The 16,840-nt window shown below is 36.8% G+C and carries 14 protein-coding genes; 7 read left to right on the forward strand and 7 right to left on the reverse strand.

Annotated elements, in window-relative coordinates; translation table 11 throughout:
* Positions 1-28: 28 nt before the first annotated feature.
* The 5 genes from M1F26_RS16280 to M1F26_RS16300 all read right to left on the reverse strand — a co-directional run bounded on the left by M1F26_RS16280 (position 29) and on the right by M1F26_RS16300 (position 5,405).
* Positions 29-1,006, reverse strand: a complete 978-nt coding sequence (locus tag M1F26_RS16280; protein ID WP_140171701.1) for a fimbrial protein — start codon at positions 1,004-1,006, stop codon at positions 29-31.
* Between the two features lie 3 nt (positions 1,007-1,009).
* Complete coding sequence (locus M1F26_RS16285) at positions 1,010-1,735, reverse strand: molecular chaperone (RefSeq protein ID WP_140171702.1); 726 nt, start codon at positions 1,733-1,735, stop codon at positions 1,010-1,012.
* Positions 1,736-1,741: 6 nt separating this feature from the next.
* Positions 1,742-4,222: a fimbria/pilus outer membrane usher protein gene (locus M1F26_RS16290; RefSeq protein ID WP_140171703.1), complete on the reverse strand. Its 2,481-nt coding sequence runs from the start codon at positions 4,220-4,222 to the stop codon at positions 1,742-1,744.
* 131 nt (positions 4,223-4,353) lie between these two features.
* Entirely contained in the window at positions 4,354-4,887 is a 534-nt protein-coding gene (locus tag M1F26_RS16295) for a fimbrial protein (RefSeq protein ID WP_004258955.1), read from the reverse strand.
* Positions 4,888-5,096: 209 nt separating this feature from the next.
* Complete coding sequence (locus tag M1F26_RS16300; RefSeq protein ID WP_004258958.1) at positions 5,097-5,405, reverse strand: helix-turn-helix domain-containing protein; 309 nt, start codon at positions 5,403-5,405, stop codon at positions 5,097-5,099.
* Between the two features lie 1,675 nt (positions 5,406-7,080).
* Between M1F26_RS16300 and M1F26_RS16305 the strand changes: the two genes are divergently transcribed.
* From M1F26_RS16305 to M1F26_RS16325, 5 genes are all read left to right on the forward strand, one after another.
* Positions 7,081-7,611 carry a fimbrial protein gene (locus M1F26_RS16305; RefSeq protein WP_140171704.1) on the forward strand — a complete coding sequence of 177 codons (531 nt, stop codon included), beginning with the start codon at positions 7,081-7,083 and terminating at the stop codon, positions 7,609-7,611.
* A gap of 86 nt (positions 7,612-7,697) precedes the next feature.
* Positions 7,698-10,181, forward strand: a complete 2,484-nt coding sequence (locus tag M1F26_RS16310) for a fimbria/pilus outer membrane usher protein (protein WP_140171705.1) — start codon at positions 7,698-7,700, stop codon at positions 10,179-10,181.
* Positions 10,182-10,203: 22 nt separating this feature from the next.
* Complete coding sequence (locus tag M1F26_RS16315; RefSeq protein ID WP_164560871.1) at positions 10,204-10,935, forward strand: molecular chaperone; 732 nt, start codon at positions 10,204-10,206, stop codon at positions 10,933-10,935.
* A 27-nt stretch (positions 10,936-10,962) separates the two neighbouring features.
* Positions 10,963-11,943 carry a hypothetical protein gene (locus M1F26_RS16320; protein WP_227528840.1) on the forward strand — a complete coding sequence of 327 codons (981 nt, stop codon included), beginning with the start codon at positions 10,963-10,965 and terminating at the stop codon, positions 11,941-11,943.
* Between the two features lie 403 nt (positions 11,944-12,346).
* Positions 12,347-12,664: an MGMT family protein gene (locus M1F26_RS16325; protein WP_094961548.1), complete on the forward strand. Its 318-nt coding sequence runs from the start codon at positions 12,347-12,349 to the stop codon at positions 12,662-12,664.
* Positions 12,665-12,892: 228 nt separating this feature from the next.
* Here M1F26_RS16325 and M1F26_RS16330 read toward each other — a convergent pair whose 3' ends face one another.
* Positions 12,893-14,464 (reverse strand): AbgT family transporter, encoded by a 1,572-nt coding sequence (locus tag M1F26_RS16330; protein ID WP_110591172.1) that lies wholly within the window; start codon positions 14,462-14,464, stop codon positions 12,893-12,895.
* Positions 14,465-14,920: 456 nt separating this feature from the next.
* Here M1F26_RS16330 and M1F26_RS16335 point away from each other — a divergent pair, with 456 nt between their 5' ends.
* Positions 14,921-15,301: a DUF1992 domain-containing protein gene (locus M1F26_RS16335; protein WP_004259005.1), complete on the forward strand. Its 381-nt coding sequence runs from the start codon at positions 14,921-14,923 to the stop codon at positions 15,299-15,301.
* A 200-nt stretch (positions 15,302-15,501) separates the two neighbouring features.
* Positions 15,502-15,909, forward strand: coding sequence for a DUF2628 domain-containing protein (locus M1F26_RS16340; protein ID WP_140171707.1), 408 nt, complete (start codon positions 15,502-15,504; stop codon positions 15,907-15,909).
* Positions 15,910-15,982: 73 nt separating this feature from the next.
* Here M1F26_RS16340 and M1F26_RS16345 read toward each other — a convergent pair whose 3' ends face one another.
* The gene (locus M1F26_RS16345) at positions 15,983-16,684 is read right to left on the reverse strand and encodes a helix-turn-helix domain-containing protein (protein WP_140171708.1); all 702 of its coding nucleotides are present in this window, start codon (positions 16,682-16,684) and stop codon (positions 15,983-15,985) included.
* Positions 16,685-16,840 lie beyond the last annotated feature (156 nt).

Here is a 16,840-nt window from a genome sequence, read left to right on the forward strand (position 1 = left end):
ACCATAGAAAAAATGTCAATTAACACTCTTAATATGAAACAACAACTCGAACTGTTTTAGAAAACGGACCTGAAGCGATGGTGCTACCTGCTATCTTGCTTAATGTCGCAGTAAAAGGGACACTAATCGGTGATTGTGGCATGATTTCGCCAATACTGTAACTTTCATTATAGTTAATATCAGTTGAATTACGGGTTAATAGTGTTTGTAATCCATTACCCATATCAAGATATTTTCCACCTAGCACCGTATTATTATTGGGTTCAAAACGAACTGATATATTCAGCCCTGTTTCGCAGTCCTGTGGCACTGACATACCTAAATTAAAAGTTCGGCTAACCACATCTCCCGCATTCATTTGTTTAGGTGAAATCGTGTCAAAGTTTACACTCCCCCCATTAGAAGCCGTAATATTAACCGCCGGCGCAGGGCAGAGTAAGGTTAAGTTTCCTTTAATTCGCACATAAGTTGGTCCGCCTAAATCCTTGCCTAAATAATCCACATGAGCTCCTAATAAAAATAACCCAGTATCAAAAGGTTTAAGAGCATTAGCCCCCTTATAAACATAGAAGTTATACATGAAAGCAATATTACGTGTAATTCCTGTCTCTGGTTGACTCCAATACCCCAAATAAATATTTGGAACAGTTGGGTTGGTTATCGTTACTGGACTAGGAGATGAAATTGCATTTTGTTGCGTCACACTGACACCACTATTAATCAATAATGTTTTAATTGCAGTTGGCATTGTATTTTTAAAGTAAACGGCATTAGCTGTACTTGATGAGCCAGTAAACTCACATCTCACTGATACATATGAGCTCAATGCTGATGTCAATAAGGTACCATTTGGAATTGAAGTACTACTATTTGTAATATCAAAGGTTAATTCTTGTTCTATAGATGTAGCTCCTGAACTCGGTGTACAATTATTAACCGCAGCTACTGATTGAAAACTTAGCAAAAATAATATAGCGAATGAATTTATTTTATTCAAAATTAACATAATTTATCTCTTATCCTTTTCATTTGATAAGGAACAAGTTGTATTACATGTATATTTCAATAAGTTTGGTGTTCCATAATCATCAATATAAGTAATAACCATTTTCGGCGATTTCACTTGTTTATCTGATAGAAAATATGTTGAATTTCTATTTGGCTTTATAACAATTTCTTTAAAATCAGTAACTTTAGATTCATTATCATTAACATTAATCACAACAATGTGATAGGGTGTCGGGTTAGTTAATTTTAACGAGTTTCCTATTTTTTCCACTTTCAATTCTTTCTGCCAATCATTGTTAGGGTATTTTTTCAATTCACTTGGACGATAAAATAATTTAAAGCGTGATTGAATAACAATTTCAACAGCATTTTCTAGTTTAGTTTTCGGTGGAATACCCAAGACATTAAAGTAAAATAAAGACTCTTGGTTGTTCGGTATTTTCACGTCATTTTTTGATAAACTAATTCTAACCTGTTTCTTTTGATTCGCTTCAACACGTTGCAATAAAGGCAAAGCAATTAGTGGCTCTGAAATTTTTTCACCATTTTCATTCTCGACCCATGACTGAACTAAATAAGGGTCTTTTTTATCAATATTCTCAATCACAACGCTAACACCTTTACTTGCTTCATCATAAATAACGCGAGTACGGTCAACAGAAATTGATGCATGTGTGTATGTGCTAATCAAGATTAAAGCACTTATTATTAATTTAAATTTTTTCATGATTTTCTATTCTTTATTACAGGTTATATTCTTACTGGCTAAATGGCTTTGTTTTCCTAACATAATTCGACATGACTGGTCACCACTCCATTTAACCGTTAATTTTTGATCTGGTTGGAAGCCCGTTAAATAAACTTGCCCTTCCTCTGCAATCATTCCCAATACACTATTATTATCAGAGCCATAAACTAAAGCACCAAATGGGGGCGTATTTCCGTCAGGGAATTTAATTGTAACTAACGCTTTTTCCCCCACTAATGTATTGAGTTTTGAATAACCAACCGCACCATCAGTTAAATTTGATTCAATCACGCTGTCATCAATGCTGACATTGTCTGGTACATTATTAAGGTCTACATACTGGGTCGACCTATAATAGGTTGGAACATTACTAATTGCGGCTAAACCAAACCCATTCGTAACTGATTCATTTTTATTAATTGATACCCCTTTCGCTTTATCTGTATCAATAACCATACGAGCTTGGTTATCATAAACTCGTCGGTGTAAGACTGGGCCTTGGTTGGTAATCGTCAAGGAGCCATCTAGTGACCCACTTAATGTATGGTAATCTTCACCATACGATCCTGTTAGTTGTGCAGTACCATATTGCGTATCACGATAAACGGATGCATTCATTGCCGCATTTTCAAAAAAGTCTTTACTTGATAAACCTAAGCTAACATTATTGTCATTAATTTTAGAATTGTAATTAATATTACTATTATATTTTTTATCAATATCATTATAAGAACTAAAGTATTGAATCCGTGAGTTTCTTTCACCACCAAATGGTATACTTAACGAAAGGTATGCTTGCTTAGAGCGCTTACCTTTCACGTAACTACTTTCACCAACAGATAATGATAAAATCGCATTATTTATAAAACTTGTATTTATGGTTTTATTAAACGATAAATTGAGAGTATTGTTATTTTTTGATTCTTTCCAATAACTTTCCCGTGAGTAAATTAAACTTATATCTGCCTGTAAATCAGGGAGTTGTTGTGTAAAAGAAGTCGTAAATACATTTTTCTGCCGATAATGTGGCGTTAACGGAGTTTCTTTTAAGCTAATATAATCATTCACTGACATAAAGCCTTCATTAGAAAACTGGTACCCTGTTAAATCCAATCGACTTGAATTCGAAAAACGTTTTGCATAATTAATACGGTAACTTTCACCAGTACGTAAAGCGATATCCTGTAGTTGATTCTTCGACTGTGTAATATCAAAAGATATTGCACCAAAGCGTTCCATATTTACCCCAACACCTGCATTATAGGCATGATATTCATCATTAGAGGTTGCAAAAATACCACCAAAAATAGATAAATTGTTGAGGATCCCCCAAGAAGCTTCAGTTGATATAAAGTCATCATTGATGTTTTTATATCCCATTGGGTCTAACCGGCCTGCATTCAGTTTATATTGCACCATGCCTGGGCGTGTTAAAAAAGGAATATTGGTCGAGGAAACTTGGTACTCACGTATAGAGCCATCTTCTTCTGTAATTTTAACATCAAGAGTCCCTGATAAAGAGGAACTCAAATTATCAATTGAAAAAGGCCCTGGTGCCACTTTCATTTGATTCAAGATACGTCCATTTTGTGAGATAGTGACTGTCGCATTACTTGTCGCGGTTCCTGTGACACTCGGTGCATACCCCCTTAGAGAAGCCGGTAGCATGTTCTCATCCGTAAAGACACTAACGCCGTTAAAGCGTACAGAATCAAATACATTACTTACTGTATAATACTTACCCGCAAAAAATTTTGCGGATAAACTAGGTAAATCTGTAAATAAATAAGTTTGCACCCATTTAAAATTATCATTTTTATTATCATTAAAATCTTTTTGATATTGATAATTACTGCGAACACGCCAACGCCCTACATTCGCACCAATAGAACCGAATGAGCTAAAATTATTAATATCTCGAGTATTCTTATACTTAATATAGTTTTCAACAAAGTTGTAATCCAATACGAGTGCATTAACTCCAACTTCCCGTTGCATGGGCGGAACCCAATTGTCATCAGAATACTGAAAATAAGCTTGAGGTATTGAAAGCATTAACTCTTGCTTTTCATCATCGAATCTTGCCTGAATATTTTTATCCTGTGATGCAAGATCATAACACTGACCATTTTCCCATGTTGGTACTTCTTTAACAAATTCTTCTTTTAACCCAATAACTTCTACTAAGTTTCTAGAAATACAAGGTTGTATATTTTCGTCTTTATTTAAAAAGTTTATTTGATCAAAATAATTGATTCTTCGACCATTTACCGATACATTAGAAAAATAAGAACCTTCACTAATTTTATTTTTCTCAAATGCACTTAAATCTATATTAGCATTACCCAAAATAGATAATGCGTCTTCATTAAATTGAACAGAATCCGCATTAACATAGTAAGTGTAAAACAATAAACTAGATACTAAACTAGTCACTATGTTTTTATTAAAATTGTTCTTTTTCATTAGCCGCAATATTCTATAATGGATTTATTGAATGAACTCATATAACTGAAAATGCTGTGAAGCAATTGCTATACACAGCATAATCAGCAAATATAAGATTTATTATTTTTTTAATGTTTTTATATTAATACTTATTGGTAATCTAAAACGTAAGCGACTGTAGATTTAACAGAACCGGCTGTAGCTGCACCTAATGCCTGCATACGAGCAGATAAATTAATAACATTTGTCCCTGCGTTTAAGCTTTGCTCAACAGTATCATTTGTTTTTAAATTTGTTCCACTTGCATTTTGGAATAACACACCAACATTGGTAGCAGTACCAGTACTTGCCCATAAGGTGCCAGCTGCATCCATTTGGCCCGTAAATTTAACTGTTACTTTAGAATAATCAGTACCACTTGCGGTAGGGTCCAAAATACAATCCGTTAATTCTAATGTGAAATCAACATTTGGACCTTGTGAACCAGCTGTTTGTAATGATGCAGCTGGAACAGAACCTAATTGAACTTCTTTGTTAACAGAAGAAGGAGCAATGGTACAAGCACCAGTATTCACAGTACCATTGAATTCAATAGTACCGCTTCCTACATCCGCAGCAAATGAAGTTGATGCAGCAGTGAATGTTAATGCGATAATTGAAGATGCTAATAGCGTCTTTTTCATTTTAAACCCTTATTTCATGATATTATTAATATATACTAAGGCAATACCTTAGTTGGTACACAGCCATATCAATAGTTTTATTGATATAACTAGAATTTAGTTAACTTTATTCTTATCATTATTTTAATGACTTGAGATGTTCGATAACATGTGAAGTAATATAACCACTAATATGAACCGTAAATATAAGGAGATCCTTAAAACAAATACTAACCTTCATTTTTTTTATTGTTTGAATAAAAACCATGACTTAATAATGAGTTATATTCAGAGGTCCAGCTATTTGATTGTTCTAAATCTATATCTTCAAGGAAATAATGAACACTGACTTTAAGGAAGTCTGCAATCATAACTAAAGAATCGATATCTATTCTGTTAATACCTCGTTCATAGCGAGAAAACTGCTGTTGACTAACATTCAAAGCCATTGCCACTTCAGTTCCTGTTAATCCATACTCCCTTCTAAGCTTTTTTATTCTGCTCCCTACTATTTTGGCAATAGGATATCTAGCTGCCATTTTTATTTCCTTTCTGAAAAATACAAAGTAGATACTGAATAATGTAAGAATAACTAACTGCGAGCAATACTAATTAAATAAAATAAAAATAACAAACTCACATACGAGTAATAAATAAAACCAAACATTAATTTTATTTATTGAAAATGCTGATTATTAACTATTAATATCTGGTTACCCTTAATATAAGTAAGGTTTATGAAACAATGTCTAACGAACTCGTCATTTTTCGGGTAAACACCATCACTAAATATAGTTACTTATCTCATATATTTAAAAAAAACAGTTTTTTTATCCAACAAGTCTTAAACGCCACATGTTATTAATTAACAAGATGTTAACATTTCCTTTTTAATGGAATTTTATATCACCAAAACTTGGTGATACCCGTACCTAAAAAAATAATAAACTTTAAGACTATAAACTTTCTTGAGGCTTTATTAAGTCCTTAACTAAATGCCCTACCTATTGAAGTTATTAAGGTTATTCATTCCTACATTCTTTAAATATTTCGTTATTATCCATATCATTTTTATTAGTTAACCATCATAGAATAAAAAAATGGAATAAAAACAATATTCTCAAGAATCGTAGAAATGTTTTAAATTCTTAAACATGGTGCGCCAAGTACACCTGAATTTAAGGCAGCACTAAAAGCAGAGTCTTTTGGTCGGCGCCTCCTAGTTAGTATGAATTTTTTACCTTCGTTTTTGGCATCTTCAACTAATTTTCTCACTAGCTCTAGATTACTCGGTTTTATCAGAAAGTACTCCATTTTCAATATTCCATTAATTCGTTCCGCTAAAGCATTTTGGCAACAATCGTAGCTATCTATCATAGAATATTGAATATTATGTTCTTTATGTATTTCCTGATACTCCGAAGAACAAGATTGTATCCCCCGACCTTAATGATGGATCAGCTTTCTTTCGCTCCTCAATCCTATCCAGTATTTTGTAATAGCCCTGTCGACTGATTTGCATAAAGTGACAAGCTATTGTTACGTTGAGGTTGTAATCCTTTTTTCTTTAATAGTAGAAAACCCACATTTTCATCCCATATTCACCCTAGAAATGCATGGGATAAATAAGTCCCGTAATAGTTCCATTAGACATGATATATTCTAACCAATTGTTTTGTAATAAATTTTGTTTTATCTACTTTACCGGATAAAAATAAGTGAAAAACATCAGAATATCGCCTTCATTTAACCCCATCAAAAATAACATTAAAAAACAAACGATTAGACTTGTTTCTTATGCGAATGAATTAATCTAACGCGATAAAGTCATTTCAAACTCATAAACGGATGTAAATAAATATCTCAATAACTCGGTTTTTGATTATTTAAGATATATTTCACTGCCCAAATACTCTTGTAATGTGTTTATTTTTTATTGGTTATGTTGGCGTTTAATGCTTATGGTGAGTTGTTTTTTTGGCTTAAAGATCTGCATTCAACGCCTTAACGCGGCGCTAGTGATAATGTTAATAAATATTTCGTTTTTTATTTTCTTTTAATTTCAATGCGTTAATTTAATATATTTCGTTACATTCTACCGGCGAAATACATACTTTAGCGATATCTGATTACTCATTTTATGGATATTATTTGTTTCGTTCTTCACAACAGATAAAAATTTTTAATTAAATGACTTAATATAAGGTAGATAACATGAATAAGACTTTAATTGCATTATGCTTAGCGTTAACGACAACTTCTATTTCTGCAATGGCTGCGGATGCCGGTTCTGGTAAAATTACGTTTAAAGGCACAGTTAATAGCGGTGCATGTACAATTGCACCGACTGATGTGAATAAAGAAGTTCAATTAGGTAATATTGCCGCGGTTAATTTAGATTCTGCAGGTAAAAAAGGCTCACTCAATTCATTTGAATTAAAATTACAAGATTGCCAATTAGACCCAAGTGCTTCAGGTACTCCTTATTCTAAAGTAAAAATTACGTTTAATGGCCAACCTGATGCCACAAACGCATCTTTATGGTCAAGCACTGGTAGCGCAAATAACGTTGCAGTTTCATTCTTAGACAATGCAGGTAAAGCCATTAAACCCGGTGATACTTTAGAGCAAACACTGAAAGCGTCTGACACCACAATTATTTTGTCTGCTCAAGCAGAAGCAACCGGTGCCGCCACTTCAGGTAGCATCAACTCTATCGCAAACTACGTATTAAGCTACGAATAAGATAGCTATCATGCCTAAGCAAAAGCTTTACGCTAATTAGCGTAAAGCTTTGTATTCCCTCTATCGATTATCATAAGAGTGCCAACATGTATTTTAAGAAAAAAAATATAGGTTATATTATCTCACTCATTATGTGTGGTGGGTATACAAATGCGGAAACTTTTAATATCAATGCCCTTAATTTGTCTGCAGACGACAATATTGACCTAAGCTATTTTGAAAAAAATAGTTTAAGTGAAGGTTTATATGAATCGGATATTATTTTAAATGATAAAAAAATTATCCGCGGCGAAAAAATTAAGTTTATTAATCATGATGGAACGATTGAGCCGTGTATTACGGCAGAATTAATAAAACGTTTCCCCTTAAATGAAGAAGCGAAAGAAATATTACTTTCTACTCAAGAAAACGCATGTATTAATTTATTCTCTCTCGATAAAAATGTGGCTATCGATTTTAATGATAGCGAACAAGTCCTGAGTATTTCGATACCTCAGAAATATATGGCATCGACTTATTCTTCGTGGGTGAGCCCTGAAATGCGCGATTATGGGATTGCGGGGTTAATTTTAGATTATACGATTAGCGATAATCATTTAATCCGTAAAAACGAAGAAACACGTAACCAACTCTATGCCTTCGGGAATGTGGGCGCTAACTTCGCGCAATGGCGTTTACGGGCAAATTACCAATATGAGAATAAATTGGCGGGCGAAGATGGACGGGGTAGCAAGAAACGCAACTTAGATTGGGACCAAGTCTACGCTTTTAGGGACATTGCCAGCTTATCGGCGAAGTTGTTTGCCGGGGAAATTTTCATTAAATCAGACTTGTTTGATAGCGTGCGTTTCAAAGGCGTGAGCATGTTTACCGATGAAAGCATGATGCCACCGAACCTCAGAGGGTATGCCCCTCAAATTACTGGGGTTGCCGCCTCAAACGCAACGGTCACCTTATCACAAAATGGCCGTATCATCAGCCAAGTGAAAGTGCCGGCGGGCCCTTTTGTGATTAAGGATTTAAGTCAATCCATCATGGGCACCATAGATGTGACCGTGGCAGAGGATAACGGTAAAGAAACGAAATTCCAGTTTACGACAACCAATATTCCGTTTTTAACCCGTAAAGGGCAAGCGCGCTACACCTTGAATTTAGGTCAGCTATCCCCGAAAAATGGCACCCATGCTGACGACAATTTTATGACTGTCGAAAGCTCTGTTGGGGTGTTTAACCATACCTCTGTTTTTGGCGGAATCGTGGCGACATCAGGGAATAAATATAAAGCCATTAACCTCGGTATTGGCCAAAACATCGGCATTTTAGGGGCTTTTTCGGTGGATATCACCCAATCTTACGCCGACACCTTATTGGGGCGTGAGAAAGGCAAAAGCTACCGTATTAACTATGCCAAAGATTTACCGAGTATTGATGGGCAGTTGACATTAACCGGGTACCGTTTTGCCGACAGAACCTTTAACTCTTTATCCAATTTTGTTGAGCAAAACTTTGTCGACAGACAAGATATCGATACCAATAAAGACAAACATGTTTTTTCATTGTCTTACGCTCAGCAATTACGTGGAATGAATGCGAGTGCGAATATCACCGCATCACGTAAAACCTATTGGAATGGTAAGCAAAATAACTATTTCAGTGTGGGGCTCAATAAATTCTTCGATGAAGGCGTCATGAAAGGTGGGAATATCTCCCTGTCTTTAAACCAAGTCCGTGGGGCGAATAATAAAACGGATAACCAAGTTTATTTATCCGTCAGCAAACCATTAAGTACTGAAAACCAAAATGCATCAATATCGTATTTCGCCTCTTACAGTGACAGCAACAAGCGCTATGCAAATAACGTGAATTACAGTCGTCATGTTGATAGCAACACGAACTATAATTTAACCGCATCGACCCAAGATGGGTTATCGGAAGGGATGGTGAGCACCTATGTGTCACACAGCGCGGATGCCGGCCAAGTCCAAGTGACGGGGTCATTATCGGATTCCATGACGTCACTAAGTATGACCATGAGTGGCTCGGTGACTGCGACACAGCACGGTATTTCCGCGCACCGTTTAACCTATCGTGACCAATCTCGCTTAGTGGTTGATGTGCCAAATGCGCAAGGCGTGATGATTGAAAATGGCCATGCGACGACGAATAGCCGAGGGTTAGCCACCATCAGTAACGTTCCGACCTACTATAATATGGAATACAAGGTGGATGTGAACAACCTGCCAGACACGGTAAACATTGATGATAATGTTTTAGCGTCTACACTCACTGATGGGGCAATCGGTTATGCTAAAATGGATGCAGATATTGGTAAGTCACTGATAACACGAATTAAGCTGGCTAATGGTCAATACCCACCATTAGGCTCAGTGGTGAAAAATAACGTAACGGGTAAAGTTTCAGGCATTATTGCTGAATCCGGTATCGTCTACTTAACCGGGTTGAACATGGGCGACCAACTTAGCGTCAACTGGGGAGATGCACAAGCGTGTACGTTCTTAGCGGACAGTCTCCTGGCTAAAAGTAGCGATTCAATTGCTTGTCGTCACTAATGTGATTTCAATGGGTGAAAAAATGACATTATTTAAAAAAGTACTTTCCGTTGTTTTACTCTCAAGCGTCATGAGCCAAGCGTATGCCGTTCTTGGGTTAGATAGAACCCGTGTTATTTTTAATGAAGCCGATGGCGGAACCAGTATCGTTGTTGAAAACCAAGATACCGCCTCTTCGTTTTTAGCGCAGACATGGATAGAAAACCAAAAAGGTGAAAAGCTGACTAACTCACTAGTGGCGTTACCTTTTTTACAAAAAATTGGCCCTAAACAGAAAAAACAAATCAAAATTGCGTATATGGATGGGCAAAATACCTTACCCACGGACAGGGAGAGTCTGTTGTATTTCAATGTATTAGGTATTCCACCGCAAGGTAAAGAAGCGAATGCGGTTCAGTTTACTATCCAATCACGCTTAAAACTGTTTTATCGCCCAAAAGGTATTGACTACAAAGTCTCTGCCGAGAAAGATTTTCAGCGCGATTTAAAAGTCACAAAACAAGGTGGACAGATTACGTTGTCGAATCCAACCCCGTTTAATATTGTGATCACCAATATCAATGTTGACCAAAGTAAAGATAAAGATTTTCCTGAAGTGCTTGTCGCCCCGTTTAGTGATTCGACCGTAACATTGAAAAACCCGGCATGGAACAGTTTTGAGGTCGCTTATATTGATGACTTCGGTGGTCTGAAATTTAATAAATACCAGTGCGCCGCAGCACAGCCTTGCCAATTATTGCCACAGGCGAAATAAAAAATACAAATGTGGGAACTTACTGAAATGAAATTTAAAAAACGGTCATGGCAAAGTGGCGTGTTCTTTCTCCTTCTGATGTCAACTTCTGCCGCGTATGCCGGAGTGACATGCCGACCGGGTAATAGCGTACCCGGCTCGACGGGAAATGCGTGGAACCCACTTCCTGAAGTCTATATTGATATGAATACAATCCCCGGCACCGTTGCTCCCGGCACGCTATTGGGCTCTGCCAGTAGTGGTTTCTTTTCATGGGCTTGTGTGTTTTCAGGCTCAAAGGCGGAGCGGACAATTTGGTTTAACAACCAAACGCCAACAACCATAAAAAATACACTTAAAAACAGCGGTGTTAGGCTTTATCAGGACAGTATGTATAGTGGCTCTGTTGAAATAACTGCGGCCAACACCCCGCAGTTAGAAGTGGGCGTCTGGGAAGCGGGCCCTAAAAATGTGCTATTTGGTTACACGTATCGAGTGGTCAGAGGTACGGGAGAGTTAAAATCTTTTGATACTGGTGTTTTTAATGTTGGTTATCACAGTGATTACCAGAGAAAAAGTTTAGGGGATATCTATCAAGCGAGGATTATCGGGAAATTGGTGAACTATTGCCCAACACCGATTGTCCGCATGAGCGATAAAGTGGTTGATTTTAAAGAGCTCACGGCTGAAAATTTTGAAGGTGGTCAAACAGTTAGAGAAAACTTTTCATTAGATTTAGTGCCCGATTCAACGTGTGATGCGGCATTAGAAGTCAGTGTTGCGTTCCAAAGCAACAGTGGCGTGATAAATAAAAAGTACATCGTCTTTAACAATGGCCTACAAGCTGCAATTACAGACAGAACCAATAACCAACAGGTTGCGTTTGATCAGTATTATTATAAAGGGAGTATCAGTAAACAACAGCCCGGCTATTTCCCTTACAGTATCGAGTTATCCAAGAAAGATGCTGAAGCTATTAAATCAGGGCAGTTCAGTAATACCGTGAATGTTTTATTTACTTACCGTTAGTGAGTTTTAGGTTTGTATTAAGTCAATATCACTTCTATGCGGTGGTATTGGCTTAGCCTAAAATGGCGGAGAGATAATGAGGTTTTTGCCTTAATCTCTACAATGTCACTTACTATTAGTAAAAATAATAGAAATATAAAGAAGGCGTGTGATATTAAGAAAGAGATAATTCAAATCAAAGATCCTCTACGCCCATGAAAAATATAATTACTTAATTCAACACCATTTACAGCTTAAAACTCAAGTCATAAAACAGATACTTCCCCCTCTCATCCCATTGTGGTGATTTCCGCCAAAGAAAACTATCACATTGACAAACTTGCTATACAATTTAATCATGCACTGCCCACCAACGCCTACATACTTAGGTTGATGAACACCCATCGTAATTGAGGCTATAACCATGAACAACGCGCCATCTTTCCGAGACATCATTTATAGTCTTATAGGGAGTATCCCAAGAGGTAGAGTTGTCACTTACGGAACGTTGGCAAAAATGGCAGGTTACCCAGCTCATGTACGCCAAGTTTGCCAAGTTATTAGAACCATCCCTGCGGGAAGTTCTTTGCCTTGCCACCGTATTATTAATAGTCAGGGTAAGTTATCAGTCAAAGGCGAGTGCTATCTACGTCACAAACAAGCCCTTATAGATGAAGGTATTATTTTTGACTTGAACGATAAAATAAAACTAAAAGACTATTTCTGGGAGGGATTTGATTAGCTTTTTCATTCTATTAAGTATAAAAATAATTTTTACCGTAATATTGTAATTGTTGGTACTTAGTAAAATAAACTGTCTCACTCACAGCAGTTTATTTTTATAATTACTATCTAATCTAGTTCCTATGTTTAAAATAACAAAATCATAACTTACATCCTCATTGGTTGCCCTTCATCCAATGAATTAAAAATAGGGCAACCAATGGTTTTTCAATTAAATATCAAAACGCTAACTTCCCGGTGTGAAATAAATCGGGGAACCAGGCCCTACAGGAATCCCTAATACAAATACCCATACGATAAAGAATAATGACCAACCAATGAAGAAAATGATGGAATAAGGCAACATCATTGAGACAAGTGTACCAATCCCTGCATCTTTCTTATATTTCACAACAATCGCCATAATTAAGCCAAAGTAGCTCATCATCGGTGTGATAATATTCGTGACCGAATCACCAATTCGGTATGCCGCTTGAATAGTTTCTGGCGCATAGCCCGCTAACATTAGCATAGGAACAAAAATAGGTGCCGTTACCGCCCATTGGGCTGATGCTGAGCCAATCATTAAATTAATAAATGCACAGATAAGAATAAAGCCAATAAACAGCACACCACCGTGAAGGTCGATACTATTTAAGAAGTTGGCACCTTTAACTGCGATAACTTGCCCGATGTTTGTCCAACCAAAAAAAGCAACAAATTGTGCGGCAAAGAAAATGATAACCAGATATAAGCCAAGAGTACTCATTGCCCCTGCCATTGCGTCAACAATGTCTTTATCAGAACGCATAGTTTTAGCAATATAGCCATACACAATACCCGGGACGGCAAAAAACACGAAAATGAACACCACGATGCCTTTTAGGAAAGGCGAGTTGCTGACTAATCCCGTTTCCTGATTCCGTAATATTCCGTTCTCTGGTACCACCATCAACGCCAAAATTGCCGCTAATCCCCAGAAGGTAACTGATGCCCAGAATAACGCTTTTTTCTCAAGTGGAGTAACGTTTGCAGAAGCATAAAGGCTATTTTCATCTTCATCAACGGCACCACCTGTATATGGACCCAACTGGGGTTCCACAATTTTTTCGGTGATCAAATAACCTAAAATAGTGATTAAAAACGTACTGGCAAACATAAAGTACCAGTTTGCTTCTGCACCCACGATATAAGTTGGATCAATGATTTGCGCAGCTTGCTGAGTGATACCCGAAAGTAACGGGTCAACCGTACCTAATAGTAAGTTTGCTGAATAACCACCTGAAACACCAGCAAATGCGGCGGCAAGACCCGCTAAAGGATGACGACCTAATGAGTGGAAAATAATGGCAGCCAGTGGAATAAGCACCACATAGCCCAATTCTGCCGCGGTGTTTGACATGATCCCCGCAAACACGATAGCCATTGTGGTTAATTTTCGCGGAGCTTTGGTGACAATTAAGCGCATAGCCGCGGAAAGTAAGCCGGCCCGCTCTGCAATTCCAACCCCTAATAATGCCACTAATACCGTCCCTAATGGTGCGAAACCTGTAAAGTTGGTGACGACATTCGCAATAATTTTTCGGATCCCTTCGGCATCCAATAAACTTACAATATGAATAATACCGTCTTCTGCCCGCCCTTTTGCGCCTTCTGGGCGCGGATCTGGCACGCTTACACCAAAGTACTGACCTATTGCTGAGGAAACTAATAAAATTGCAATTAAAATAATAAATAAAATGACGGGATGTGGTAGTGCATTACCTAGCCACTCAACCGTTCGCAAAAAACGGCTTCCCTCTTGCTTCTTTTGTTCCATATTTTCTCCTTATAAACAAGAAAAACGGACATTACACAATGTTTTTGTTTTTTACCATTTACAAATAGATCATTTCAAATCAACAAAATTCACACGATTTAGACATAAAATTCAACATAATTAGGGATAATTCATTTTTATTAGGCATTAATATTATTAATTTAAATAAAGGCGTTAATTAAAACCAAGGTAAATCAGATAAATTAATTTCTATAAGTGTGGTCAATATAACAATTTTCATATTATCCATGACGTTTATTCGTCATTTATCACTAATTAAATATTATTTTTTAGCAGTTTTATTTCATATTAATAGTAAAAACCTTATTTATAAACACTCGATAAAACCTTACTTATAATTCGGAATAACAACCCCAATAAAGAATAATCTACCAACTTTCTTTATATTGATATGGAAGGCTATAATAGTAAAAAATCAATTCATGGAGTCACATCATGTCAGTCATTGATCTTTGGGCAGAACGCCATATTCAAGAAGCTCTGAGTAAAGGGGAGCTTTCAAATTTAAATGGGGAGGGAAAAATGTTACAGCTTGAAGATGATAGTTTAGTTCCACCTGAACTTAGGGCTGGGTATCGAATATTAAAGAACTCGGGCTATTTACCCACTGAATTACAACAAAGGAAAGATGCACTAACGCTAAGCCATATGCTACAAGGTCTCTCTGTGGACGACCCCAATTATACGTCGGTGAGTAAGCAATTAGCTTTACTCGAACTAAAACTCAAACAAGCCAATGTAAATACTGATTTTTTACATGGCAACTATGCAAATTCAATTTCTGAACAAATAGCCAACAAGTCAAATACCAAATAATGTAGGTAAGTCTTACAATAAATTAATCCATTATCCATTTACTATTTATCTTAATCATTCTTCCTTTATTTTTCTTTGCTTGATTCGTTATTAAAAATGCCCCTTAATAGTCATATTAAGACTATTTACCTCTTTTTTATATGGTTATCCAAGTATTATCAATCCCTATTTTATACTTATTAATAAGCAAGAGATGGAAAATGGAACAGAAACAATATTCTAATAAATGGCAAGAACGTTTCGACTTTTTTGATAAGCATGGTGCTCCTGATACGCCTGAATTCAAAACAGCGTTAAAAGCCGCCTCTTTCGGTAAGCGTATTCTCATTAATATGAACATTTTTGCCTTCTTCTTCGGTATTATTTATTTCTTGATTTTAGGGCTGTGGAAGAAAGGGTTGGTGATGCTTGGTATCACTCTTGGGGTTGGTCTAGTTTTGAATATTATTGATTTTATGATTGGTGGAACGATCCCTAATGCCGTCTTTACAGGGGTATCTGTCGGTATGTCAGCGCTGTGGGCCATGGTTGCCAATTATGCTTACTATATTAAAGAAACCAAAGGATTGGACAACTGGAACCCATTTGAAGGGATCCGCATGGTCTAAGCAGTAAAAAGATAAAAATTGGCTGCGGGCGAGGTGGCTAATTTTTATCTGGCAACAAAGCTCCCCAAATAACCTACCGTAAGTGACTTCCCTGCAAACGATATTCATTCGGTGTTTTGCTATAAAATTGGCGAAATGCATGACTAAATGCCGAATGTGAGTCATAGCCCACCGCTAATGCAATTTGTTCTATTGATTTATTGGATAATAATAAGCGCCCTGCCGCTTCCATGCGTTTTTGTAATAGAAACTGCATCGCCGTTAACTGTGTTTCAGCCTTTATTTTTCGTTGAAGCGTACTCACTGACATACAAAAAGCCGTTGCCATATCTTCACAACTAATAGGATGGTGTAGACGCAGTTCCACCCATTGAGAAAGCTCATCAATCCATTTATTTTCAGGTTTTAACTGTGCCAACAATAGACGAGCAACCGTGAAATTATGTTCCGGAGCTTGTGGGAAGTTTTGTAACCAATTCAAAAGGCCAATTGCAGCAGGTGTCAGAGTAAATTGCGTCATTTTTTCATTTAATGCCCATTGTGCTGTGGCTGGCATTTCTAATACGTAGTTTTGATTTCCTAGCTGCCCGCTAAATGCATGACTCACACTAGGCGGGATCACGACCCCCTTTCCTGCATTTAACAGAAAATGTTGCCGGTACATATTAATTTCCATCTGCCCAGATAACGACAAAACGACTTGCCACTGCCCATCATGTTGATGAGAAATGACTTCGTCTGAATACTGGCGAAAATGAAGTTCAGGCAATCGCAAAGGGTCATACTCCTACTAATACTGAAGATAGCAGTATAACCTTTTTATTGATGAATGGCAGTGATGGCACCGACTACACTAGACGGCAAGCAGACGAGACCCTAAATATGGCATCCATTGAGAAAGATAAGTATAACCAAAAAGCTATATTAAATT

Source organism: Providencia sp. PROV048, from assembly GCF_033688165.1.
GTDB lineage: Bacteria > Pseudomonadota > Gammaproteobacteria > Enterobacterales > Enterobacteriaceae > Providencia > Providencia hangzhouensis.

What these genes read in the sequence shown, in the direction of transcription:
- M1F26_RS16315 (WP_164560871.1), top strand. Translation starts at nt 10,204, where the DNA reads ATGACATTATTTAAAAAAGTACTTTCCGTTGTTTTACTCTCAAGCGTC.
- M1F26_RS16290 (WP_140171703.1), bottom strand. Translation starts at nt 4,222, where the DNA reads ATGAAAAAGAACAATTTTAATAAAAACATAGTGACTAGTTTAGTATCT.
- M1F26_RS16310 (WP_140171705.1), top strand. Translation starts at nt 7,698, where the DNA reads ATGTATTTTAAGAAAAAAAATATAGGTTATATTATCTCACTCATTATG.
- M1F26_RS16335 (WP_004259005.1), top strand. Translation starts at nt 14,921, where the DNA reads ATGTCAGTCATTGATCTTTGGGCAGAACGCCATATTCAAGAAGCTCTG.
- M1F26_RS16340 (WP_140171707.1), top strand. Translation starts at nt 15,502, where the DNA reads ATGGAACAGAAACAATATTCTAATAAATGGCAAGAACGTTTCGACTTT.
- M1F26_RS16285 (WP_140171702.1), bottom strand. Translation starts at nt 1,735, where the DNA reads ATGAAAAAATTTAAATTAATAATAAGTGCTTTAATCTTGATTAGCACA.
- M1F26_RS16305 (WP_140171704.1), top strand. Translation starts at nt 7,081, where the DNA reads ATGAATAAGACTTTAATTGCATTATGCTTAGCGTTAACGACAACTTCT.
- M1F26_RS16300 (WP_004258958.1), bottom strand. Translation starts at nt 5,405, where the DNA reads ATGGCAGCTAGATATCCTATTGCCAAAATAGTAGGGAGCAGAATAAAA.
- M1F26_RS16325 (WP_094961548.1), top strand. Translation starts at nt 12,347, where the DNA reads ATGAACAACGCGCCATCTTTCCGAGACATCATTTATAGTCTTATAGGG.
- M1F26_RS16295 (WP_004258955.1), bottom strand. Translation starts at nt 4,887, where the DNA reads ATGAAAAAGACGCTATTAGCATCTTCAATTATCGCATTAACATTCACT.
- M1F26_RS16280 (WP_140171701.1), bottom strand. Translation starts at nt 1,006, where the DNA reads ATGTTAATTTTGAATAAAATAAATTCATTCGCTATATTATTTTTGCTA.
- M1F26_RS16320 (WP_227528840.1), top strand. Translation starts at nt 10,963, where the DNA reads ATGAAATTTAAAAAACGGTCATGGCAAAGTGGCGTGTTCTTTCTCCTT.
- M1F26_RS16330 (WP_110591172.1), bottom strand. Translation starts at nt 14,464, where the DNA reads ATGGAACAAAAGAAGCAAGAGGGAAGCCGTTTTTTGCGAACGGTTGAG.